This is a genomic window from Mesorhizobium sp. M0598 (assembly GCF_040320865.1).
GTDB lineage: Bacteria > Pseudomonadota > Alphaproteobacteria > Rhizobiales > Rhizobiaceae > Mesorhizobium.
In genome coordinates, this window is the sequence record NZ_JAMYQL010000002.1 from 279,065 (window position 1) to 301,027 (window position 21,963).

Below are 21,963 nucleotides of genomic sequence, written 5' to 3' on the forward strand. Positions count from 1 at the left end.
ACGCTAGAGCATGATCGCGAAAGGCGGGAACCGGGTTCGGGCGACATCACGCTTAACAAGGAGAGCAGCTTTCCGTCCCGCCGGAACGGATCACACCCAAATACCGATCCGGCGTACCGAATCGCATCTTATTTCAGCGGTTTATGAAACAATATTCAAGCCCGGCGCAAAAGCAGGGTTCGCTTTTCAACCGAAGCCTGGAGCATGATTCTTGGCAAAGGGGGATTGGACGGCTACTTGCTGCCCTTGGCTTTGCTGGTTTGATGGGAGCGCAGGATACGGTTCTTCAGCACGTTCGACGACTTGAAGGTCATCACCCGGCGCGGCAGGATCGGCACTTCCTCACCGGTCTTGGGATTGCGCCCGATGCGCTCGTTCTTGGAGCGGACGTGGAAGGTCGCGAAGGACGACAGCTTCACCGTCTCGCCGCGAACGATCGCCTCGCAGATCTCATTCAGCACCGCCTCGACAAGCTCGGCCGATTCAGTACGTGACAGCCCAACCTTGCGGTAAACGGCTTCGGCGAGGTCGGCGCGCGTAAGTGTCTTTCCCCCCATACGAACCGTCCCATCAGCTCAAAAACATAAATCGATACAAGCAACGGCAGAACCTAAGTAATTGATCCGTCAAGGTCAAGGGACCCGAACCCGATAGTTCGGCACTTACCAGCGGAGCAGGACGGCACCCCAGGTGAAGCCGCCGCCCATCGCCTCGAGCAGTACCAGGTCACCCTTTTTGATGCGACCGTCGGCGACGGCCGCGGACAGTGCCAGCGGCACGGAAGCAGCCGAGGTATTACCGTGCAAATCGACGGTCACCACCACCTTCCGCTCCTCTATCCCGAGCTTTTTGGCCGAAGCGTCAATAATTCGTTTATTGGCTTGATGCGGCACGAACCAGTCGAGATCGGCGGCGCCGATGCCGGCCTGTGCGAACGTCGCCTCGATGACGTCGGTGATCATGCCGACCGCATGCTTGAACACTTCGCGGCCTTCCATCCTGAGGTGCCCGACCGTTCCGGTGGTCGACGGCCCACCGTCGACAAAAAGCTTGTCCTTGTGGATGCCGTCGGAGCGCAGGCTGGCCGCCAGAACGCCTCGGTCGGCGATGCCGCCTGCCCCCGTGCCTGCTTCCAGCACCATCGCGCCGGCGCCGTCGCCGAACAAAACGCAGGTCGAGCGGTCGTTCCAGTCGAGAATACGCGAAAATGTTTCCGAGCCGATCACCAGCACCCGTCTGGCCAAGCCGCCGCGGATATAGAGGTCGGAGGTCGTCACTGCATAGACGAAGCCGGAGCAGACCGCCTGCAGGTCGAAGGCAAAACCGTGGTGCATGCCGAGCCGGTTCTGGATCTCGACCGCGGTCGCGGGAAAGGTGTTGTTGGGCGTCGAGGTCGCCAGCACGATCAGGTCGATGTCGTCAGCCGTCAGGCCGGCGCTGTCGAGGGCTGCGCGCGCTGCCGCCTCGCCCAGCGAGGCCGTCGTCTCGTCGTCGGCCGCAATGTGGCGCTGGCGAATGCCGGTGCGCTGGACGATCCACTCGTCCGACGTCTCGACCATGCCTTCGAAATCGGCATTCTTCATAATGCGGCGGGGCAGCGCGGCGCCCGTGCCGCGCACGACTGATCTGATCAATGCTCTTTCCTATTCCTTTGCGTCGATGACGACGTCGGATTTCCGGATTGTCTGGGCATTCGGATTGCGGGCATGGAACAGGTCGAGATCGGCTTCGATGCGGTCAAGCAGATTGTTGCGCACCATGTCGTAGCCAAGCTCGATCGCCGCCGCGAAGCCATCCGAATCAGCCCCGCCATGGCTCTTCACCACGATGCCGTTCAATCCGAGGAAGACGCCGCCATTGGAGCGGCCGACATCCATCTTCTCGCGCAGGCGATCGAAGGCGGTCTTGGCGAAGATATAGCCGATCCTAGCCATCAGCGTCCGGTTCATCGCCGCGCGCAGATAGCCGGCGATCTGCCTGACGGTGCCTTCCGCCGTCTTCAGCGCGATGTTGCCGGCAAATCCTTCGGTAACGACGACGTCGACACTGCCCTTGCCGATGTCGTCACCCTCGACAAAGCCATGGTAGTTCATCGAGGCCATGTTGGCCTCGCGCAACATACGACCCGCCTCCTTGACCTCTTCCTGGCCCTTGATCTCCTCGACGCCGACATTGAGCAGGCCGACGCTCGGCCGTTCGATGCCGAAAACAGAGCGCGCCATGCCGGTGCCCAGAATGGCAAAATCAACCAGTTGATGCGCATCCGCGCCAATGGTGGCGCCGACGTCCAGCACCACGCTCTCGCCGCGCAATGTCGGCCAGAGCGCCGCGATTGCCGGGCGATCGATGGTCGCCATGGTGCGAAGGCAGAATCTGGACATTGCCATCAGCGCGCCGGTATTGCCGGCCGAGATGCAGGCGTCGGCAGTGCCTGCCTTGACCGCCTCGACGGCCTTCCACATCGATGACTTCCAGCGGCCATGGCGCAGCGCCTGGCTCGGCTTGTCGTCCATCCGCACTGCGATCTCGCAGTGGATGAACTCGCTCACTTCCGCCAGCTTGGGGAATTTGGCGAGTTCGGGCCGTACCACTTCTTCGCGCCCATAAATGACGAAGCGTATATCCGGACGGCGGGTGGCGACAGTCATGAGCGCCGGGATGACCACGCTTGGCCCGTGATCGCCGCCCATGGCATCGATGGAAATCCTGATCACGCGGTGTTCATCTCACGGTTGCTTGGCCAGCGGGCTTGCCAAGGTGCGGGGCTCGCGAAGGTTCGGCGAAAATAACGGTTTTGGGCTGCCGCACAACCAACTTTTCTCAAATTGGGTCAGCTATCAGGATTTTCCCAACAGTGATCTGAGCTTTTGCTGGAATTCATTCTCCACAGGCTCGGCATCGCCGGCGGCCTCCAGCGATACACCCGGCTTGCGCGGATATGGATCGATCGCCAAGCCAAAGAACTGCTCGGCAAGCGCCCCGACGTCGATCGCATCGCCGGAAAAGGTTTCCGGGCTGTCCGGGCCTTCGGCGTCGAGCAGGATCTCACCGCCGCCGTCGAAACCTTGCCGCCCGAGCTTGGATTGCTCCGGCAGGAACAGCGCTTCGACCGGCTCATCGATATGCGCCTCGACCGGGTCGAGGGTGACGATGCAGGCCTGCGTTATATCGGCCTCGACATGGCCGCTGACTTTCACCCCGTTGCGCTTCCAGGGCTCGACCAGGAGTTCGGCGCGATAGTTCTCGACCGAAAGCAGCTCGTGCTCGACGGCCAGCAGGGCGCGCTGCCCAGCGTCGGCATCGATGACCACCGGCAGCCCCTTTTGCGGCAGCCGGGCGACATTTGCCAGGAATGACACTGGGCTGTGGGTATCAGGGTGTTTCATCTTCGCCTCCACTTCGCCGCCTTCATCGGCCTGCCGTCGCTCAAGCGTTGGCCACGGGAAATGCCACCGTTCCGGAAACGATCGATTCGGTCGGCTGTTCCGCGAGTTGCCTTGATGCATCGGCGGCATAGAGTGCCAATTGCGACGCTTGCGGCCAGGCGCCGGCATCCGGCCTGACATTGCGGGCAAGGGCGGCGGCGAGTGCATCATGGTCATTTCGTTGCAGCGCATCATCATAGGCGGCGGTACGGCCATAGAACATCTTCGCCAGTTTCCGCATTCGCTTCGGCACGCCGACGTCGCCAATGCCCAATTCACGCAACGAATGTTCGACATCCATGAAGAACTCGTCGATCAGCACCTGCGCAACCTCTGCCGCGGCACCGCCCTCGCCGCGCAACCGGTGCTGGAACAGGAACATGTGCAACGACAGCATCTCGAAGCGGCCGAGCGGCGTGTCCGGCACGTCCCAGGCGGAATAAAACACCGTTTGCCGCGCCGCCGCCACGATTTGTGCGTAAAGCGCCTCGGTGATGGCGCGGTTGGCATGTCGTTCGTGGCCAAAGAGGCGCTGGAACATTTGAGGGTGGTCTCCCGGGACCGTTTGTTGAAGTGGCCTTGTTGCATCGGCAAGCAAGCTGGTTTACCGGTTTTGCGGCCCAGCGCAAGTTGCGGCCAGCTTATGGAGTTGTAGTTGCGCGCGCTGAAATTCAAGTCGACTTTCCTGCCCAGGCCCGGCGGTGCGGTTTCGCTGCTGGTGATCGCTGCGGCGCTTTCCGCCTGCAATTCGTCCAAGATGATCGGCGATCTCAATCCGAGCGAGACGCTGACGCAAGGCTACGTCATCGACCAGCAGGCGATCGACCTGGTGCCGGTCGGCTCAAGCCGCGAACAGGTGCTGCTGGCGCTCGGCACTCCCTCGACGAAGGCGACCTTCGATAACGAGGCCTTTTATTACATTTCTCAGACGCGCAAGCGCTATGTCGCCTTCGACAAGCCGCGGCTGGTCGACCAACATGTGCTGGCGGTCTATTTTGGCGATGACGGGCGCGTCACCCAGATCGCCAATTACGGCTTGAAGGACGGCAAGGTGTTCGACTTCATCTCGCGCACCACGCCGACCGGCGGCAAGGACCAGAACTTCCTCAGCCAGATCATCAGTGGCGCCAGTAAGCTGGCGCCTGGCGTTCCCGGCGCCAGCGGCGGCAGCACGCTCGGCGGCACCTGATCCGCCCGAGGGTGTCGGCTTCCTTCCGTTCCTTTCGCTTCCCTGTAAGCGGCATATCTCAGGCAATGAAAAACCCGCGGGAGCGATCCCGCGGGTTTTTGTCTTAAGGCCATAGCGACCGAGCTTAGCCGTGCGCGAGAACGGCCAGCAACAGCAGCGCGACGATGTTGGTGATCTTGATCGCCGGATTGACCGCTGGGCCGGCAGTATCCTTGTAGGGATCGCCGACCGTGTCGCCGGTCACCGAAGCCTTGTGCGCTTCGGAGCCCTTGAGGTGCTTGAGGCCGTCCTTGTCGACGAAACCATCTTCGAACGACTTCTTGGCGTTGTCCCAGGCGCCGCCGCCGGAGGTCATCGAGATGGCAACGAACAGGCCGTTGACAATGACGCCGAGCAGCGAGGCGCCGAGCGCGGCAAAGGCGGATGCCTTCGAACCGGAGATCAGGAGGACGCCGAAATAGACCACCAGCGGTGCCAGCACCGGCAGCAATGACGGAACGATCATCTCCCGGATCGCTGCCTTGGTCAGAAGGTCGACGGCGCGCGCATAGTTCGGCTTCGAGGTGCCGGCCATGATGCCCGGATCCTCGCGGAACTGCTTGCGCACCTCCTGGACGATAGCACCCGCGGCGCGGCCGACGGCGGTCATGGCGATGCCGCCGAACAGATACGGGATCAGGCCGCCGAAGATCAGGCCGGCGACGACGTAAGGATTGGAGAGGTCGAAGGAGACGTCGCCCATGCCCTGGAAGTAGGGGTATTTGTCGCCATTGGCGGCAAAGAACTTCAGGTCGTTAGAGTAGGCCGCGAACAGCACCAGCGCGCCGAGGCCGGCCGAACCGATGGCGTAGCCCTTGGTTACCGCCTTGGTGGTGTTGCCGACAGCGTCGAGCGCGTCGGTTGACTGGCGCACTTCCTTGGGCAGGCCGGCCATTTCGGCAATGCCGCCGGCATTGTCGGTGACCGGGCCGAAGGCATCGAGCGCGACGATCATGCCGGCGAGGCCAAGCATCGTCGTCACCGCGATCGCTGTGCCGTAGAGGCCGGCGAGCTGGTATGTCGAGATGATGCCGCCGACGATGACGATCGCCGGCAACGCCGTCGCTTCCAGCGAGACCGCGAGGCCCTGGATGACGTTGGTGCCGTGACCGGTGACCGAGGCCTGGGCGATGGAGTTCACCGGACGCTTGTTGGTACCGGTATAATATTCGGTGATCACCACGATGAGGCCGGTCACCGCAAGGCCGACGAGACCGCAGATGAACAGGTTCGTGCCGGTGATGGCCATGCCGGCGACGGTGCCGATCTCACCCCAGCCGATGCATGCCGAGGTGGCCACGGCAAGGCCGACAATTGACAGCAGGCCGGTGACGATCAGGCCCTTGTAGAGCGCGCCCATGATTGAGCCGCTGGAACCGAGCTTGACGAAGAAGGTGCCGACGATCGAGGTGAGAATGCAGGCGCCGCAGATGGCCAGCGGATAGAGCATGGCCGCGCCGAGAACGGCGGTGCCACCGAAGAAGATGGCGGCGAGGACCATGGTGGCGACGACGGTCACAGCATAAGTCTCGAACAGGTCGGCGGCCATGCCGGCGCAATCGCCGACATTGTCGCCGACATTGTCGGCGATGGTGGCCGGATTGCGTGGATCATCTTCGGGAATGCCGGCTTCAACCTTGCCGACGAGATCGCCGCCGACGTCGGCGCCCTTGGTGAAGATGCCGCCGCCGAGACGGGCGAAGATCGAGATCAGCGAGGCGCCGAAGCCGAGCGAAACAAGCGAGTCGATGACGACGCGATCGTCGGGCTGCAGACCCATGAACTGGGTCAGGATCAGGTAGTAGATCGAGACGCCGAGCAGGGCCAGGCCAGCAACCAGCATGCCAGTGATGGCGCCCGACTTGAAGGCGATCTCGAGGCCGGCAGCGAGGCTGTTGGAAGCCGCCTGCGCGGTACGCACATTGGCGCGCACGGAGACGTGCATGCCGATGAAGCCAGCGGCGCCCGATAGAACGGCGCCGATCAGGAAGCCGATGGCGGCGGTGATCGAAAGCAGCCACCAGGCAAGCAGCAGGACCACGACGCCGACGATGGCGATAGTGGTGTACTGGCGCGCCAGATAGGCCTGCGCGCCTTCGCGGATGGCCGCGGAAATTTCCTGCATGCGTGCATTGCCCTGATCGGCCGCGAGGACCGAACGTGTCGCCCAGATGGCGTAAAGGACTGAAAGCAGACCGCAGGCGATGACAGCTGAAATTATGGTCATTGCCGAATTTTCCTCGATTGGTGGCCCAAAAGAACCCCTCCCCGGGCCGTTGAGACAGGGACGAATTTTCCGCAACCGGAATCCGTCCCTTCGCAGCGGCTTATGCGAAACAGGGCTCGGAACGTCAAGATATTGTTCCGTTCCTGTCCGGCTTTCGCCCAAAAGATCCCGGGTTTCGTCCAAAAGGCTGGACGGCAGTGTGCGCCTGTCGACACTGCCATCCGGTTAGATCGGTTGAAATCGGCGAACGGCGGTCAGGCTTTACGCGGGTCGCCGTCCGGCTGGACGACGAAGACCAGCACCACCAGCATGGTCATGTAGAATTTGAACGCCGCCTCCTGACCATTCCAAATCGAAGACTGCCACATGGCGAACCACTCGCCGCCAACGACCATGAAGCCGAAATACCAAACAAGGAAACCCATTGTGGCGGCTATGATGACGAACTTCTTGGCATCGTTGAATGCCTGTCCGCTGGCTTTGCGCGCCTGCCAGAGTTGCCAGGCGGCGATTAGGTAAAGCAGGCAGGTCAGCGCCTCGCCAATGATGATCAGCCAGTAGCCAGCCGTCCACAGCGACGGGTTGGTGATCGAGCGGTACATCAGTGCATTGCCGGGAAAGGTCGTGTCCATGCTCAGCACATGCTGGACAAAGGCGAAGTTTGAGCCGTAATCGGTGATGTTGCCGAAGGCGACGAGAAAGGCGAAAGCCGCCAGACACAAACACATGACGATCTTGGAGAAACGCGCGGTCATGGCAAGAACTCCTGCTGAAAGATCGGGGCATCGCACTCATCAATCGCCGAGTCCCGAAGATCGCGCAACGGGTGGGCCAGTGATCATCGTGCTCACAGCCATTGCGAGACATTATGCCGGCAAGCAAGACATTGCCGAGACTGTCGAAGCCCTCGATCTCGACAGTGATTGCGCGGTGGGCGACTTGGTCTCTGTGGTTAGAGCCGACACACAGCACGATTTCGCCATCATCCGCCGCCGCTGGATCACCGGCGAGACGGGCACAACGCTGGAACTGACGCTCGATCATCCGACGCGGTTGACCGGCCACTGAAAAAAGACCGAACTTCGCCCCGAGACGCTACTCGGGCTCGCGTCCCATGCGCCGGGCGGTATAGCGCTCGACCGCCGACAGCCCGTCATAGATCAGCACGGCAAGGGCGGCGACGATCAGGCCACCCTGCAGGATGAAGGCGAGGTTGTTCGACAGCAGGCCTGCGATGATCACCTCGCCCAGTGTCCTCGCCGCTACCGTCGAGCCGATGGTCGCGGTGGCGAGGCTGATCACCACCGACAGCCGGATACCACCGAGAATGATCGGCGCGCTGAGCGGCAGCTCGACCTTGACCAGTCTTTGCCAGCCGGTCATGCCGGCGCCACGCGCCGCCTCGACTACGTTGGCCGGCAGCGTCGTCAGGCCGGTCAGCGCATTCTCAAAGATCGGCAGCAGTCCGTAGAGAAACAGCGCAATCAGCGTCGGCTTTTCGCCGAAGCCGACGGCCGGCACGGCAAGCGCCAGCACCGCCACCGGCGGAAACGTTTGGCCGATATTGACCAGGCTGCGCGACAGCGGCAGGAATTCGGCGCCGGCTGGCCTTGTGACCAGAATGGCGAGCGCGACCGCAACGATCGTCGCGGCAACCGTCGCGATCAGCACGGTCCGCAGATGCAGCAGCGTCAACGTCAAAAGGCTGCCCTGATTGTAGATTACCGGCGCGTTGTTCTCTGTCAGCGGCTTCAGCAGCGGTTCGAACCAGCCGGGATTGGTGACGAAGGCAATAAGCACCACCACCAGGGCCAGCCTGAACAGCGAGGGAAGCCAGGCTTTCATGCCGGCCTCGCCGCTCGCTTAACCAGCCCGTCCACAGTGACGCGGCCAAGCGGCTTGCCCTCGGTATCTTTCACCGGAAGTGCCGGGCGGCCCGACCACAGGAGTTCGGCGAGCGCGTCGCGTTGGCTGGCGTCACCGGGGATCGCCTCGCCTTCGGCCGTGCCTTTTTCTACCGCGTCGCGCACCCGGCCAAGCGACAACAGCCGGAACGGTTTTTCACTGGCGCCAACCAGGGTCTCGACAAACGCGCTGGCCGGTTTCGCCAGTATCTCGGCCGGCGCGGCATATTGCACTACTTTGCCGCCATCCATCACCGCGATCTTGTCGCCCATGTGAACGGCCTCTTCCATGTCATGGGTGACGAGGATGATGGTGGTGCCGAAGCGTTTCTGGATCGCCAGCAGATCCTCTTGCGCCTTGTTGCGGATGATCGGATCGAGCGCGCCGAACGGCTCATCCATCAACAGCACGTTGGGTTCCGCGGCAAGCGCCCGGGCGACGCCGACGCGCTGCTGCTGGCCGCCGGAAAGCTCATGCGGATAGCGTGGCCCGTAGGCTTGCGGGTCGAGCTGGTATAGCGTCATCAGCTCGTCGACGCGGGCCTTGATGCGGTTGGCGTCCCAGCCGAGCAATACCGGCACAGTGGCGATGTTCTGCGCCACCGTGCGATGCGGAAACAGGCCGTGGCCCTGGATGGCATAGCCGATGCTGCGGCGCAGCTCATAATCCGGCACCGAGCGGTTGTCGACGCCGTCGAGCTTGATCACTCCCGATGTCGGCTCGACCAGCCGGTTTATCATGCGAAGCAGCGTCGTCTTGCCGGAGCCGGAGGTGCCGACGATGACGGCGATGCTGCGCGGCTCGATTACCATCGACACGTCGTTGACGACTGTCGTCTCGCCGTAGCGCTTGGTGATGCCTTCGATCTCGATCATGCCGTTTCAACCCTGCGCTTGCTGGCGCTCATTTCGATCACTGCATCGAGCATGATGGCAGCGGCGAAGGCCAGCACCACCGTGGGAACAGCACCGAGCAGCACCAGGTCCATCGCCGTCTGGCCGACCCCCTGGAATACGAACACGCCAAAGCCGCCGCCGCCGATCAACGCGGCAATTGTGGCGAGGCCGATATTCTGCACCAGCACGATGCGGATGCCGGTGAGGATCACCGGGAAAGCCAGCGGAAACTCGACGCCGAACAGCCGCTGGCGGTCGGTCATGCCCATGCCGCGCGCTGCGTCGTTGGCGGCACGCGGCACACCGGCGAGGCCGACCACGGTGTTGGCCACTACCGGCAGCAGCGAATAGAGGAACAAAGCGACGAAAGCCGGCGCCGTGCCGATGCCGCGAATGCCGAGCGCGGCAGCTCCCGGCACATGCGAAGCGACCCAGCCGAGCGGTGCGATCAAGAGCCCGAACAGCGCAATCGAAGGAATGGTCTGGATGATATTCAGCACGTTGAGCACACCGGCCCGCAATTTCTCGACGCGGTGGCAGAGGATGCCGAGCGGAAGGCCGATGATCACCGCTGCCACCAGCGAACCCAGCGCCAGCGTCACATGCTTGGAGCCTTCCGCCCAAAAACTATCGGAACGATTGAAATATTCCTTGAGGATCGACAGGCTGTTCCAGCTTCCCGAGACGAGCAGCAGGCCGATCGCCGCTGCGGCGACAACAAGCACGCCGATCCGTGCCTGCGGCGACAGGTTCAGCCGCGTAAGCACGTCGGCGAGCAGAAGCGTGAAGGCGAAGATAAGCAGCCAGAAGCCCGAAGCCGGCGAGATACGGGCGAAGGTGTTGCCGGCGGGCGTCAGGAAGCTGCCGGCAACGCCGATCAGCAGCGCCAGCGCCGCAAGTGCAACCACACTGGCGGCGAGGCGCAGAGCAAGCGGCGTTTTCAGCAGCGCAATGAGCGCCGCTGCGACGACAATCGCCATCAACAGCGGACCGACCATTGCAGGCAAAGATTCGAGGATCGAGCGCGCCTCGCCGGGTACGATGCGATTGGCGCGGAACGTGGCGAATGGTGCCGCAAAAGCCGCATAGGCTGATATCGCCGCGATGACCACGCCGAGCTTGTCGAACCGGATGCGCACGCCCTCCTCCATCGGCCGATCCGGCGGACCTCGAAAGCGGCGCGCCTTACTTGAGGAAGCCGTTCTTTTTCAAAAAGTCCTCGGCGACGCCCTTGACCGGTTCGCCGCCGACCTGCACTCGGCCGTTCAACTCCTGCAGCGTGACAAGGTCGAGCTTGGCGAAGACCGGCTTCAGCAGCGTCTCGATTTCGGGATGCTCCTTCAGCACCGCCTCGCGGATGATCGGCGCCGGCTGGTAGACCGGCTGCACACCCTTGTCGTCCTCAAGCACGACGAGGCCGGAGGGCGCGATGCCGCCGTCGGTGCCATAGACCATGGCGGCGTTGGCGCCGTTAGTCTGGTTGGCTGCGGCGGCAATGGTGGCCGCCGTGTCGCCGCCCGACAGCGTGATCAACTGGTCCGGCTTTAGCGTGAAGCCATAGGTCTTCTGGAAAGCGGGCAGCGCGGCCGCCGAATTGACGAACTCGGCGGAGGCCGCCAGCACCACCTTGCCGCCGCCCGAGACATATTTGCCGAAGTCGGAAAGGGTGACGAGCTTATTGGTATCGGCGACCTCCTTGCGCAGGGCGATCGCCCAGGTGTTGTTGGCCGGTGACGGTGACAGCCAGACGATCTTGTTGGCGTCGTAGTCGAGCCTCTTGGCAGTCTCGTAGGCCTTGGCGGCGTCTTTCCACACCGGATCGTCGGCCTTCTCGAAGAAGAAGGCGGCGTTGCCGGTGTATTCCGGATAGATGTCTATCTCGCCGGCTGTAATCGCCTTGCGTACCACGGGCGTGCCGCCGAGTTGGATGCGGTCGGTGGTCTGGATATTATTGGCGTTCAGCACCAGCTGGATGATATTGCCGAGCACACCGCCCTCGGTGTCGATCTTCGACGACACCACCACCTGGGCACTCGCCGAGGCCAACGCAATTCCGAGCGCTAGTACAGCGCCGGCCAGAATCTTGATTGAAAACATCTCACAAATCCCTTGCTGTGAACCGGAATACGGCTGCCGCATATGAGCATGGCTTCGATGCCCCGTCGGGGTACACGGTTTCATAAGAGGGGGGATGGGCGCAATAATTTTGTTCGGATGTGAGTGAATCCGCTGCCGCGACGTCCCGACAGGGTGACGTCAGTTGGCCGCGCGCAGGCCCGTCATCTTCAACACGCCCAGTGCCACGAAGCACAGCGCGACGACCGGGAAAATCATCCAGTTCAGCATCTCCCAGCCCCAGGCATTGTAGACCGCCCCCGACATCAGTGAGGCGAAGGCGACGGAGCCGAACAGGACGAAATCGTGGAACCCTGGACCTTGCCTTTTTCGGATGACTGGTAGCTGTCGGCCACCATGGCGGTGGCACCGATGAAGCTGAAGTTCCAGCCAAGGCCGAGCAGGATCAGCGCCGTCCAGAACTGCCACAGTGCCAACCCTGACAGCGCCACTATGGCGCAGCCAATCAGCAGCACCAGGCCGATGGCCACGATCCGCTCAGCGCCGAAGCGATAGATCAGCGACCCCGTGAAGAAGCTCGGCGCGAACATCGCCATGACGTGCCAGGAAATGCCGAGCGTGGCGTCGTCGGTCGAAAGGCCGCAGCCGACCATGGCCAGCGGCGCGCCGGTCATCACGAAGCTCATCAGTGCGTAGCTGCCGATGGCGCAAAACAACGCCGCGACGAAGCGTGGCCTGGTGACAATTTCCGAGAGCGGCCGGGCGTCGCTGTCGGAAATTTCCACCTTGTCGGTTGCCTTGGCCGGGATGCGCAACAAAGAGAGAATGGCGGCGCCGACCGCCGCCAGCACCAGGATGGACGCAAACGAGCCGGCAAACTTCACCGGCGAGAACAGATCGCCGGTGAAGATGACGATCTGCGGTCCAAGGATGGCGGTGACGATGCCGCCGGCCAGCACGAAGGAGATGGCGCGCGCCTTGAATTCAGGCGGCGCATTGTCGGCGGCGGCAAAGCGGAACTGCTGGACGAAAGCGCCCCCGATGCCGATCACGGCCAAGCCGAAAGCGAATAGCCAGAAGCTGGGATGAAACAGCGCCAGCGTGGCGACCAGCCCGCCAAGCGCCGTGACCGCTGTGCCGGTCATGAAGCCGTCGCGCTGGCCGAGCCGGCGGATGATCGCCGCGGCCGGCAGGGAACCGAGCGCCACGCCGACATTGAAACCGGTGATCGGCGCGGTTGCCAGCGACTTGTCAGCATCGAGCAGGTACTGCCCGGCCAATCCGCCCATGGAAATGGCGATGGGTGCGGCCGAGCCGATGATCGCCTGCGAGGCTGCGAGGATGAAGGCGGCGCGACGCGCTTCCTTGCCCGCCCCAACGGCGACGATAGCAGTCATGAGGCGTCCTTGCCGCGGCCCTCGCCACGCACCCGGCGCGACACGCGATCAAGCACCGCATTGACCAGTTTCGGCTCGTCTTCCTCGTAAAATGCCTTGGCGATGTCGACATATTCGGAGACGATGACCGCCACCGGCACGTCCTCGCGCTGCATCAACTCGTAGACGCCGGCGCGCAATATGGCGCGCAACGTGGAATCGAGCCTCGACAGAGGCCAGTCCTCGGTCAGCGCCTGTCGAATGACTGGATCGATGGTCTTCTGGTGCTCGACAACGCCGGCAAGAATGGCACGAAACCATTGCGCATCGGCTTCGCGATAGAGCGCGCCGTCGACTTCCTTGCCGAGCCTGAACGCCTCGTATTCGGCGGTGATCTCAAACACACCGCTGCCGGCGACGTCCATCTGGTAGAGCGCCTGCACGGCGGCCAGACGGGCAGCACCGCGCTTGTTGGCATGGCGAACCGCAGGCTGGCCGGGCGAAGCGGGTTCGCTCACGTTCGCTCTCCCAGCTGTTCCTTTAGAGCGATCATGGTCAGCGCCGCACGCGCCGCAAAGCCGCCCTTGTCGCCTTCCGAACGCCTGGCCCGTGTCCAGGCCTGTTCGTCGTTTTCGGTGGTCAGGATGCCGTTGCCGATGCAGACCGCATCCTGCACGGACAGGTCCATCAGGGCACGGCTGGATTCATTGGCGACGATATCGAAATGATAGGTGTCGCCGCGGACCACCGTGCCGAGGGCGACGAAGCCGTCATAGTTCGTCCCGCCTTCGGAGGCACCGTCGAGCGCGAAGGAAATCACCGCCGGGATTTCGAGCGAGCCCGGAACAGTGACGACGTCGTATGTCGCGCCCGCTTCCTCGAGGGCCTTTGTCGCGCCTTCGAGCAACGCGTCGGCAAGGTCGTCGTGAAAGCGCGCCTCGATGACAAGAAGGTGGGCCTTCTTCTTCGGACGGATGAACGCTTTGCCGTGTTGGGATGTGCCTGCCATAGATGTCTCCGGGGATCGCCGGTGACTTAGGCCGAAGCCGGTTTGATCGCAAGCGGAAGATTGCCGAAGGAACTTTCAAGGCCAACTCGGCGGCGGTCGCATCAGGGAATGGGCTTTATGGACGAGCGCCTCAAAGCCCCTCCTTCGCCGCCTCCACCAGTCGCGCCGCGTAGCGGGCCATGGTGTCGATCTCAAGGTTGACGCGATCGCCGACCTGGCGTTCGCCCCAGGTGGTGACGGTCAGCGAATGGTGGATCAACAGCACGTCGAAGCGGGTGCCCTCGACCTTGTTGACGGTGAGCGAAGTGCCGTCGAGCGCGACGGAACCCTTGGGGGCGATGAATTTGGCAAGCTCGCGCGGTGCTTCCAGGGTGAAGCGAACGGCGTCGCCCTCTTCCTTACGCGCCACGATCTCGGCCATGCCGTCGACGTGGCCGGACACTATATGGCCGCCAAGCTCGTCGCCGATCTTCAGAGCCCGCTCCAGGTTGATGCGCGTGCCTGATTTCCAGCCCATCGCGGTCGTCAGCCTGAGGGCCTCTTCCCAGGCCTCGACCTCGAACCAACGTGCGTTGGCGCCATCTTCCGGCAATCCCGTTACCGTCAGGCAGACGCCGCCGCAGGAAATCGAGGCGCCGATGGCAATGGTCTGCGGATCGTAAGCGGTGTCGATACGCAAACCGACGCCTTCCCTGAGCGGCTTCACGGCAGCGACAGTGCCGACATCGGTGACGATTCCAGTGAACATTAGTTTGGCCCCGTGAACATCAGTTCGGTCCTAGATGTCTCTTATCCATTCCGCATATGTATCTTCGCCGAAACGCATGTTGCGCAATTTGCGAAATCCCGGCGGGATATTGTTGGCATCGATCGGCGATACAATGCCGCCCTCGCCGATCGCGCCCGGCCCCTGAAACAGCACGATACGATCGACCAGTTGTTCGTCGAGGAACGCCTTGGCCACCCTCGCGCCGCCCTCGACCAGGACGCTTGCCATGCCGAGCGCCGCCAGGTCCTCGAGCAGTTCCGGCAGCGCAATATCGCCTTCATAGGTCTCAGTACCGATGAAGCGAACGCCGGCGCGTTCGAGCGCGGCGCGCCGGTGCGGATCGGCCTCGGCGCAGGCAGCGACATAGAGCGGCACACGGTCGACGCCGGCGACCAGTTTCGAAGTCTCGGGTAGCCTGATCTGACGGTCGAGTACGATGCGCGCCGGCGAACGGCTCTCCAGTCCCGGAAGCCGAACCGTCAGCGCCGGATCGTCCTCCAATGCGGTGCCGATGCCGATCAATATGCCATCGGCTTCGGCGCGCATCAGATAGACTTCGCGCCGCGCAATATCGCCGGTGATGGAGACCTGTCCCTCGCCTTTCACGCCGATCTTGTTGTCGCTCGAAAGCGCAAGTTTCAGGATCACTTCCGGGCGTTTTTTCAGAGATCGAATTAAATAGCCGGCCATCTGCTCCGCGGCCTCGGCCGCCAACACTTTTTCCACCACTTCGACGCCGGCGGCACGCAAGATTGCATAGCCCTTGCCGGAAACACGCGGGTCCGGATCGCTGGCAGCGCCGACCACACGCGCCACGCCGGCACTGACCAGCGCATTGGCGCAAGGCGGCGTGCGGCCGTGATGGGCGCAGGGCTCCAGCGTTACATAGGCGGTGGCGCCGCGCGCCAGTTCGCCGGCCTCTGCCAAAGCCTCGGTCTCGGCATGCGGCCGGCCGCCGACGGCGGTGACGCCGCTGCCGACGATCCTCGGCCCGTCGCCGTCATCGCGCACGATCAGCGTGCCGACGGAAGGGTTGGTCGAGGTCCGCCCGGCATTCTTGCGCGACAGCCTGAGGGCTGCCGCCATATAGCGGCGATCGACGACCTCTTGCTCAGCCGTGCTGCGTTCGGACCCTGCCATGCTCAGCTGGCGTCCTCTTCGCTCTTCAGCTCTTCGCCCCTGGGCTCGTCGGTTTTGAGCTCGTCGCCTTTGAGTTCGCCCAACACGTCGTGGAAATCCTTGGCCTCGCGGAAATTGCGGTAGACGGAGGCAAAGCGCACATAGGCGACATCATCGAGCGACTTAAGCGCCTCCATGACCAGCCGGCCGACTTCCCCCGAGGCCACCTCGGTCTCGCCCGAGCTTTCGAGCTGGCGCACGATGCCGGTCACCGCGCGGTCGATGCGCTCCGGGTCGACGTTGCGCTTGCGTACCGCAATCTCGACCGAGCGCAGCAGCTTGTCGCGGTCGAACGGCACCTTGCGTCCCGACTTCTTCACCACGACGAGGTCGCGCAGTTGTACCCGCTCGAAAGTGGTGAAGCGGCCGCCGCAATCCGGGCAGACGCGCCGCCTGCGGATCGCTGCACCGTCTTCGGCAGGGCGCGAATCCTTCACCTGCGTATCTTCGGACTGGCAATAAGGGCAGCGCATGGAGAGCCTTCGGTTCGCGATTCTCGTGGAGCGAAAGGCTTAGAGGTTTTTGCCGCCGTGGCAAAGTATGGCCGATGACCGATCGCGCTTCAGAGATAGCGAGGCGCGAGGAAAATTGCGAGAGCGGCAATCAGTTGACAGCGGTCCGCCAATCAGGGCGCGACGTCGCCGGTCAGGAAGCCGCAAGACGTGCCGAGATAGCGATAGGCCTTGGTGAAGCCGTCCATCGATATGGTCGCGACCGGCTTGTCGGCGAAGCTGACATCGAGGGCGCTGGTGCGGCGCATGGCGCGCAGTACCGCGAGCGTGGTCTCGGACTTGTTGTCTATCATCCACTGTCCGTCGGCGATAAGACGAAAACCGGCCTTGATCTTGTCGTTGACGTCCCGGAACACCACCGGGATGTTATCGCCCTTGGGCAAGTCACTGTTTCTCACGGCGATGATGAGGCTCGGATAACCATCGGGTGGCAATACGTCGCCATTCGAGATGGCCAGCGTGAGGGTGCCACTGGTGCCGTTAGCGTCGAAAAAGACCGTCGAGGCGGCGCAGGTCTTGCGCACATCCTCGCCGGTGTTGACCTCGTCCACCGTGGTGGACCAACTGCCGAAGGTCTCTGTCTTGGGTGCTGCCGGGGTCGGCTCGGTCTGCGCAAAGGCCGCGCCGAGTAGCGGCGAGGTGGCTAAGGTGAGCAAGGCAGCGCCAACACTGGCGAAACGGAAAATTCGCATCATCATCAAGCGTCTCCGAGATGCAGCCGTGCCCAGTTGATCGGCGCCGTCACAGTTGGGGGAACGACGCCCTGCGTCAACCAAGATACGGGTAAAGCGGAAAACGATCCGTCAATGTCGCCACCTTGGCCTTCACGGTTGCCTCGACGGCCGCATTGCCCTCGTCGGAATTGGCGACCTTCAGTCCATCCAGCACTTCGGCGATCAGCTTGCCGATCTCGCGGAACTCGGCCTGGCCGAAACCGCGCGTGGTGCCGGCCGGCGTGCCGAGGCGCACCCCCGAGGTGACGAACGGCTTTTCGGGATCGAAAGGGATGCCGTTCTTGTTGCAGGTGATGTTGGCGCGGCCAAGCGCTGCCTCGGCACGCTTGCCCGTGGCATTCTTGGGGCGCAGGTCGACCAGCATCAGATGGTTGTCGGTGCCGCCGGAGACGATGTCGAGACCGGTTTCCTGCAGGCTGGAGGCGAGCGCCTTGGCATTGGCGGCAACGCTCTCGGCATAGAGTTTGAAGCTTGGCTTCAACGCCTCACCGAAGGCCACCGCCTTGGCGGCGATGACATGCATCAGCGGGCCACCCTGCAGGCCCGGAAACACGGCCGAATTCATCTTCTTGGCGATGTCCTCATCATTGCACAGGATTATGCCGCCGCGCGGGCCGCGCAGCGACTTGTGCGTGGTGGTGGTCACCACATGGGCATGTGGCAGCGGCGACGGATGCACGCCACCGGCGACCAGGCCGGCGATATGCGCCATGTCGACCATCAGATAGGCGCCGATCGAGTCGGCGATCTCACGAAAGCGCTTCCAGTCCCAGACGCGCGAATAGGCGGTGCCGCCGGCCAGGATCAGCTTTGGCTTGGTCTCCTGCGCGGTCTTCTCGATCGCATCCATGTCGAGCAGGTGATCGTCCCTGCGCACGCCGTAGGAAACGACCTTGAACCATTTGCCGCTCATGTTGACCGGCGAACCGTGCGTCAGATGCCCACCCGAATTGAGGTCGAGACCCATGAAGGTGTCGCCGGGCTGCAGCAGCGCCAGGAACACCGCCTGGTTCATCTGGCTGCCGGAATTCGGCTGGACGTTGGCGAAGTTGCAGCCGAACAGCTTTTTGGCGCGCTCGATGGCCAGTTCCTCGGCCACGTCGACGAACTGGCAGCCGCCATAGTAGCGCTTGCCCGGATAGCCCTCTGCGTATTTGTTGGTCATGATCGACCCTTGCGCCTCCAGCACTGCACGGGAGACGATGTTTTCCGATGCGATCAGTTCGATCTCGTGGCGCTGGCGGCCGAGTTCGTTACGGATCGCGCCGAAAATCTCCGGATCGGCATCGGCAAGCGTGGTTTCGAAGAAGGATTCGAATTTGTTCGACACTGCCGCTGCTGTTGCCATGCTTGAGATCCTTGTCGTCGGGGGGTCTGCCGCGCCATTAACACAGTTGCTTTCGCCCCGCCACGTTTGAGGCGCGAAATTTGCTGGCCGGAATGCGGCAGCGAGGCGAAGAGCCGGCTATTTCCTCGCCTGCCGACCCTTTAGTAAGGCCTCGGTGAGCGTGATCTCGGTCAACAGCGCCTGCATCGTATGGTCGTTGATCTCGCGGCTGCGGAACATGGCGCGCACGGCCGCGCGTTCGGCCTCGATCCCGGCGAACCTCAATTCAAGGTCCAGCCGTCCGGCTTCGCGGGCCTCGGCGCGTGCTTCGTCTGCCTCGTCGGAGGCAGCGATGCGGCGCCGGTAGCCGGCGACAATGCTGTCGGCCGCGGCGAGCCGGGCGCCGAGCACCGCGCCATCGCTGCCGTCATTGGCGATGCTCTCGATGCGGGCGATCGCCGCATTGGCCGCGCCGACGCGCGCCCGACGCTCCTCGGCGGCACCGGGATGCTCGCCCGGCTCGACCAGCCCGCGCGCTATCTTCGGCAAGGCAAGGCTGGCGATGACAAGCGAACAGATGATGACGCCCGCGGCGAGGAAGATCACCACATCGCGCGCCGGAAACGGCGAGCCGTCCGGCATTGCGAGCGGCAACGACAGGATGCCGGCCAGCGTGATGGCGCCGCGCACGCCCGCCACCGCGCCGGCGAGCCGCACGCGCAGGCCGAACGTCTCGGCCTTGCGCTTGCCAAATCGCGCGGCAAGGCGTGCCGCGATGTCACCAACCCAGATCCACAGGAAGCGCAGCCCGATCAGGCATAGGGTAAGGATCAGCACTGTCAGGATGGGCTCGATCAGCCAATGCCGGCTGCTCAACTCGGGCGGCACATGGCGGATGATGTCGGGAAGCAGCAGGCCAAGCAGGATGAACAGCGCACCGTTGAAGACGAAGGACAGCGTCGTCCACAGCGATATGGTCTGCATGCGCGCCGATACCCCGAGATAGCGGAATATGCCGGACCCACTGGTGAGCACACCGGCGGTGACGGCGGCCAGGATTCCGGACGCGCCGGCATGCTCGGCGCCGAGATAGGCAATGAAGGGGACCAGGATCATCACCAGCACCTGTGCCTCGGCCGGCACACCGCCGATGCGGTTAAGCAATTGTAGCGCCTTGGCGGCGGCGAACACCGCCACCACACCGGCCAGGATGCCGGCAGCAACGGCGTAGAGGAAAGTCAGCGAAGCGGCGGCGAAGGAAAAGCTGCCGGTCAGCACTGCTGCCACGGCAAAGCGGAACATGACGAGGCCAGACGCGTCGTTGAGCAGCGACTCGCCTTCCAGAATATGCATCAGCCGCGCCGGCACCACGTTCCGGTCGACGATCGAGGAGACGGCTACCGCGTCGGTCGGCGACAGCACCGCGGCGAGCGCGAAGGCGACGACCAGCGGGATGCTCGGCACCAGCCAATGCAAGGCATAGCCGAAGCCGACGATGGTGAAGAAGACGAGCCCGATGGCAAGGTCAAGGATCGGGCCGCGCAGCGCCAACAGTTCGCGCTTGGGCACGCCAACGGCGTCGCCGAACAAAAGCGGCGGGATGAACACCAGCAGGAACAGCTCGGGATCGATCTCGACATGGATGCCGCGCACCGGCCAAGCGAGTGCGGCTCCTATGGCAATCTGCAGCACCGGCAACGGCACCCGCACCAGCCGGACCAGCGCACCGGAAACCGCGACGAAGCCGAGCACGACCAAGATGAAGATGGCAACTTGCATGGCCCTGTACCGAACGACGCTTTCCGGACCTTGCGCAAAGCGCGCCCTCCAGCCGGATACAAAAAGGCCGCCCTCAGCGGCGGCCTTTCAGTAATAAGATCAGTCGCTTAGAGCGCAGAGGTGATCTGCAGCTCGTTGGCTCCATCGAGCCCGTAGATGTCGTCGCGGAACTGCACGACGCCAGGCCCCGTCGACCAGGCCGAGATGTAGAGGAAATAGACCGGCACCGGATTGTTGACCTGCACCGGGATGTTCTCGCCGCTCTTGATCGCCGACTCGAAATGCTGGCGGTTCCAGCCCGGCGTGTCGCGCAGGATCCAGGTGACGAGATCGCGCACGTTCTGAACGCGCACGCAGCCCGAGGAATCGAAGCGCATCATCTTGCCGAACAGACTCTGTTGCGGCGTGTCGTGCATGTAGACGCCGTCCGGGCTCGGGAAATTGATCTTGACCGAAGCCATCGCATTGCCGGCGCCCGGATCCTGGCGGAAGCGGTATTTCTCGGCGTCGTCGGTCGACCAGTCCACGGTCAGCGGATCGACCTCGCTGCCATCCGGTGCGAACAGACGGATCTTGCTGTCCTTGAGATAGTTGGGGTTCTTCCGCATCAGCGGAATGATGTCCTTGCGCACGATCGAGACCGGCGCGTTCCAGTAGGGATTGACGATGATCTCGTTGATCTTGGAATCGACGATCGGCGTCTGGCGGTCAATCTTGCCGACAATGGCGGTGTGGCGCAGCACGACGCGGTCGTTCTCGACCGCCTCGATCTGGGCGCCCGGGATGTCGACCAATACATAACGGTTGCCCAGCGTGCCGGCCCGCTCACGCAGCCGTTGCAGATTGGTCTGCAGCTGACCAAGCCGAACCGGCGCCGACACGTTCATTGCCGCGAAAGTATATTTGCCCGTGGTTCCGTCGGCCGGCAAGCCGTGACGCAACTGGAAGCGCTTGAGCGCCGAGTCGACGTAAGAATCGAATGCTTCCGAGAGCCCGGCGCTCTGCGCCAGGTCGCCCGATATCATCAAGCGCCTGCGCAGCGGCACCACATCGGGATCCTCGACGCCAAGCTGCAGCTTCTTGGTGTCTGGAACCTGCTCCCAGCCGCCTTGCGCGACGATATTCTGATACTGCATGATCACCTGCTCGGTGAAGGATACCGTCTGCAGGCTGAAGATCGGCAGCGTCGAGGCAACCTTGCCGCCTTCGCTGGCACGCGCATCGAATTGGTCGTCCCAATTGCCGCGCGCCGAGGATTTCAGGATATCCCCGATCACATCCTGCGCACTGGCGCGGCCGGCGACCATTGCGGCTGCGAGCGCGGAGGCTCCTGAAAGGAAGAAACGGCGGCTGGTTCTCATGGACGTTCCAGACATTCTTGCTACAATTCAACTCACCGGGCGGTCTCGCCCGCACTCTAGAGTTGGCTTCTTAACAATTAGCCAACCAGGCCCGCATCACTTCGGTGTAAAACCACAGGGGAAGTGACTTGAGCACAGGACAAATGCACGGCTTTGGCCC

22 protein-coding genes and 1 pseudogene are annotated in these 21,963 nt (G+C 63.1%); 2 read left to right on the plus strand and 21 right to left on the minus strand.

Annotation, left to right across the window (positions count from 1 at the left end):
• Window positions 1-233: 233 nt before the first annotated feature.
• The 5 genes from NKI59_RS04480 to NKI59_RS04500 form a co-directional block, all read right to left on the minus strand.
• Entirely contained in the window at window positions 234-557 is a 324-nt protein-coding gene (locus NKI59_RS04480) for an integration host factor subunit alpha (protein ID WP_352525270.1), read from the minus strand.
• A gap of 105 nt (window positions 558-662) precedes the next feature.
• Window positions 663-1,634 carry a beta-ketoacyl-ACP synthase III gene (locus NKI59_RS04485; RefSeq protein WP_352702591.1) on the minus strand — a complete coding sequence of 324 codons (972 nt, stop codon included), beginning with the start codon at window positions 1,632-1,634 and terminating at the stop codon, window positions 663-665.
• Between the two features lie 9 nt (window positions 1,635-1,643).
• Entirely contained in the window at window positions 1,644-2,714 is a 1,071-nt protein-coding gene (gene plsX, locus NKI59_RS04490; RefSeq protein WP_352449317.1) for a phosphate acyltransferase PlsX, read from the minus strand.
• A 123-nt stretch (window positions 2,715-2,837) separates the two neighbouring features.
• Window positions 2,838-3,386 (minus strand): YceD family protein, encoded by a 549-nt coding sequence (locus NKI59_RS04495; protein WP_352456592.1) that lies wholly within the window; start codon window positions 3,384-3,386, stop codon window positions 2,838-2,840.
• Window positions 3,387-3,426: 40 nt separating this feature from the next.
• Window positions 3,427-3,966, minus strand: coding sequence for a ubiquinol-cytochrome C chaperone family protein (locus tag NKI59_RS04500; protein WP_352702593.1), 540 nt, complete (start codon window positions 3,964-3,966; stop codon window positions 3,427-3,429).
• Between the two features lie 114 nt (window positions 3,967-4,080).
• Here NKI59_RS04500 and NKI59_RS04505 point away from each other — a divergent pair, with 114 nt between their 5' ends.
• The gene (locus NKI59_RS04505) at window positions 4,081-4,614 is read left to right on the plus strand and encodes an outer membrane protein assembly factor BamE (protein ID WP_023674505.1); all 534 of its coding nucleotides are present in this window, start codon (window positions 4,081-4,083) and stop codon (window positions 4,612-4,614) included.
• A gap of 124 nt (window positions 4,615-4,738) precedes the next feature.
• Here NKI59_RS04505 and NKI59_RS04510 read toward each other — a convergent pair whose 3' ends face one another.
• Window positions 4,739-6,880 (minus strand): sodium-translocating pyrophosphatase, encoded by a 2,142-nt coding sequence (locus NKI59_RS04510; RefSeq protein WP_352681621.1) that lies wholly within the window; start codon window positions 6,878-6,880, stop codon window positions 4,739-4,741.
• Between the two features lie 254 nt (window positions 6,881-7,134).
• A complete protein-coding gene (locus tag NKI59_RS04515; RefSeq protein WP_352456589.1) occupies window positions 7,135-7,635 on the minus strand; it encodes a DUF2165 family protein in 501 nt (166 codons plus the stop codon).
• Window positions 7,636-7,714: 79 nt separating this feature from the next.
• On the opposite strand from NKI59_RS04515, the gene NKI59_RS04520 reads away from it, so the two are divergent.
• Window positions 7,715-7,948 (plus strand): hypothetical protein, encoded by a 234-nt coding sequence (locus tag NKI59_RS04520; protein WP_352702597.1) that lies wholly within the window; start codon window positions 7,715-7,717, stop codon window positions 7,946-7,948.
• A 27-nt stretch (window positions 7,949-7,975) separates the two neighbouring features.
• On the opposite strand, the gene NKI59_RS04525 is transcribed toward NKI59_RS04520, so the two are convergent.
• The 14 genes and pseudogenes from NKI59_RS04525 to NKI59_RS04590 form a co-directional block, all read right to left on the minus strand.
• Window positions 7,976-8,725 (minus strand): ABC transporter permease, encoded by a 750-nt coding sequence (locus tag NKI59_RS04525; protein ID WP_352702599.1) that lies wholly within the window; start codon window positions 8,723-8,725, stop codon window positions 7,976-7,978.
• Entirely contained in the window at window positions 8,722-9,660 is a 939-nt protein-coding gene (locus NKI59_RS04530) for an ABC transporter ATP-binding protein (RefSeq protein WP_352702602.1), read from the minus strand. Before NKI59_RS04530 ends, NKI59_RS04525 begins: the two co-directional genes overlap by 4 nt.
• Window positions 9,657-10,832 carry an ABC transporter permease gene (locus NKI59_RS04535; protein WP_352702604.1) on the minus strand — a complete coding sequence of 392 codons (1,176 nt, stop codon included), beginning with the start codon at window positions 10,830-10,832 and terminating at the stop codon, window positions 9,657-9,659. Before NKI59_RS04535 ends, NKI59_RS04530 begins: the two co-directional genes overlap by 4 nt.
• Before the next feature lie 34 nt (window positions 10,833-10,866).
• Window positions 10,867-11,778 (minus strand): glycine betaine ABC transporter substrate-binding protein OsmF, encoded by a 912-nt coding sequence (gene osmF / locus NKI59_RS04540; protein ID WP_352702607.1) that lies wholly within the window; start codon window positions 11,776-11,778, stop codon window positions 10,867-10,869.
• A 159-nt stretch (window positions 11,779-11,937) separates the two neighbouring features.
• A pseudogene (locus NKI59_RS04545) lies at window positions 11,938-13,154 on the minus strand (MFS transporter).
• Entirely contained in the window at window positions 13,151-13,651 is a 501-nt protein-coding gene (nusB, locus tag NKI59_RS04550; RefSeq protein WP_352449306.1) for a transcription antitermination factor NusB, read from the minus strand. Before nusB ends, NKI59_RS04545 begins: the two are co-directional and overlap by 4 nt.
• The gene (gene ribH / locus NKI59_RS04555) at window positions 13,648-14,142 is read right to left on the minus strand and encodes a 6,7-dimethyl-8-ribityllumazine synthase (RefSeq protein ID WP_352449305.1); all 495 of its coding nucleotides are present in this window, start codon (window positions 14,140-14,142) and stop codon (window positions 13,648-13,650) included. The genes nusB and ribH overlap by 4 nt, the downstream gene beginning before the upstream one ends.
• A gap of 130 nt (window positions 14,143-14,272) precedes the next feature.
• On the minus strand, window positions 14,273-14,890 hold the full coding sequence (locus NKI59_RS04560) for a riboflavin synthase (protein WP_352449304.1): 618 nt from the start codon (window positions 14,888-14,890) through the stop codon (window positions 14,273-14,275).
• A 30-nt stretch (window positions 14,891-14,920) separates the two neighbouring features.
• Complete coding sequence (gene ribD / locus NKI59_RS04565; RefSeq protein WP_352449303.1) at window positions 14,921-16,051, minus strand: bifunctional diaminohydroxyphosphoribosylaminopyrimidine deaminase/5-amino-6-(5-phosphoribosylamino)uracil reductase RibD; 1,131 nt, start codon at window positions 16,049-16,051, stop codon at window positions 14,921-14,923.
• A gap of 2 nt (window positions 16,052-16,053) precedes the next feature.
• The gene (gene nrdR / locus NKI59_RS04570; RefSeq protein ID WP_023674492.1) at window positions 16,054-16,563 is read right to left on the minus strand and encodes a transcriptional regulator NrdR; all 510 of its coding nucleotides are present in this window, start codon (window positions 16,561-16,563) and stop codon (window positions 16,054-16,056) included.
• A 152-nt stretch (window positions 16,564-16,715) separates the two neighbouring features.
• Entirely contained in the window at window positions 16,716-17,294 is a 579-nt protein-coding gene (locus tag NKI59_RS04575; RefSeq protein ID WP_502894791.1) for an invasion associated locus B family protein, read from the minus strand.
• Window positions 17,295-17,370: 76 nt separating this feature from the next.
• A complete protein-coding gene (gene glyA, locus NKI59_RS04580; RefSeq protein ID WP_352702610.1) occupies window positions 17,371-18,684 on the minus strand; it encodes a serine hydroxymethyltransferase in 1,314 nt (437 codons plus the stop codon).
• Window positions 18,685-18,801: 117 nt separating this feature from the next.
• Complete coding sequence (locus NKI59_RS04585; RefSeq protein ID WP_352702613.1) at window positions 18,802-20,442, minus strand: Na+/H+ antiporter; 1,641 nt, start codon at window positions 20,440-20,442, stop codon at window positions 18,802-18,804.
• Between the two features lie 107 nt (window positions 20,443-20,549).
• Window positions 20,550-21,803 (minus strand): L,D-transpeptidase family protein, encoded by a 1,254-nt coding sequence (locus tag NKI59_RS04590; RefSeq protein ID WP_352702615.1) that lies wholly within the window; start codon window positions 21,801-21,803, stop codon window positions 20,550-20,552.
• Window positions 21,804-21,963: the final 160 nt, after the last annotated feature.

Coding starts and splice junctions, on each gene's coding strand:
- NKI59_RS04480 (WP_352525270.1), bottom strand. CDS start 557: ATGGGGGGAAAGACACTTACGCGCGCCGACCTCGCCGAAGCCGTTTAC.
- NKI59_RS04495 (WP_352456592.1), bottom strand. CDS start 3,386: ATGAAACACCCTGATACCCACAGCCCAGTGTCATTCCTGGCAAATGTC.
- NKI59_RS04500 (WP_352702593.1), bottom strand. CDS start 3,966: ATGTTCCAGCGCCTCTTTGGCCACGAACGACATGCCAACCGCGCCATC.
- NKI59_RS04510 (WP_352681621.1), bottom strand. CDS start 6,880: ATGACCATAATTTCAGCTGTCATCGCCTGCGGTCTGCTTTCAGTCCTT.
- NKI59_RS04515 (WP_352456589.1), bottom strand. CDS start 7,635: ATGACCGCGCGTTTCTCCAAGATCGTCATGTGTTTGTGTCTGGCGGCT.
- NKI59_RS04525 (WP_352702599.1), bottom strand. CDS start 8,725: ATGAAAGCCTGGCTTCCCTCGCTGTTCAGGCTGGCCCTGGTGGTGGTG.
- NKI59_RS04530 (WP_352702602.1), bottom strand. CDS start 9,660: ATGATCGAGATCGAAGGCATCACCAAGCGCTACGGCGAGACGACAGTC.
- NKI59_RS04535 (WP_352702604.1), bottom strand. CDS start 10,832: ATGGAGGAGGGCGTGCGCATCCGGTTCGACAAGCTCGGCGTGGTCATC.
- osmF (WP_352702607.1), bottom strand. CDS start 11,778: ATGTTTTCAATCAAGATTCTGGCCGGCGCTGTACTAGCGCTCGGAATT.
- ribH (WP_352449305.1), bottom strand. CDS start 14,142: ATGGCAGGCACATCCCAACACGGCAAAGCGTTCATCCGTCCGAAGAAG.
- NKI59_RS04560 (WP_352449304.1), bottom strand. CDS start 14,890: ATGTTCACTGGAATCGTCACCGATGTCGGCACTGTCGCTGCCGTGAAG.
- ribD (WP_352449303.1), bottom strand. CDS start 16,051: ATGGCAGGGTCCGAACGCAGCACGGCTGAGCAAGAGGTCGTCGATCGC.
- nrdR (WP_023674492.1), bottom strand. CDS start 16,563: ATGCGCTGCCCTTATTGCCAGTCCGAAGATACGCAGGTGAAGGATTCG.
- NKI59_RS04575 (WP_502894791.1), bottom strand. CDS start 17,294: ATGCGAATTTTCCGTTTCGCCAGTGTTGGCGCTGCCTTGCTCACCTTA.
- glyA (WP_352702610.1), bottom strand. CDS start 18,684: ATGGCAACAGCAGCGGCAGTGTCGAACAAATTCGAATCCTTCTTCGAA.
- NKI59_RS04585 (WP_352702613.1), bottom strand. CDS start 20,442: ATGCAAGTTGCCATCTTCATCTTGGTCGTGCTCGGCTTCGTCGCGGTT.
- NKI59_RS04590 (WP_352702615.1), bottom strand. CDS start 21,803: ATGAGAACCAGCCGCCGTTTCTTCCTTTCAGGAGCCTCCGCGCTCGCA.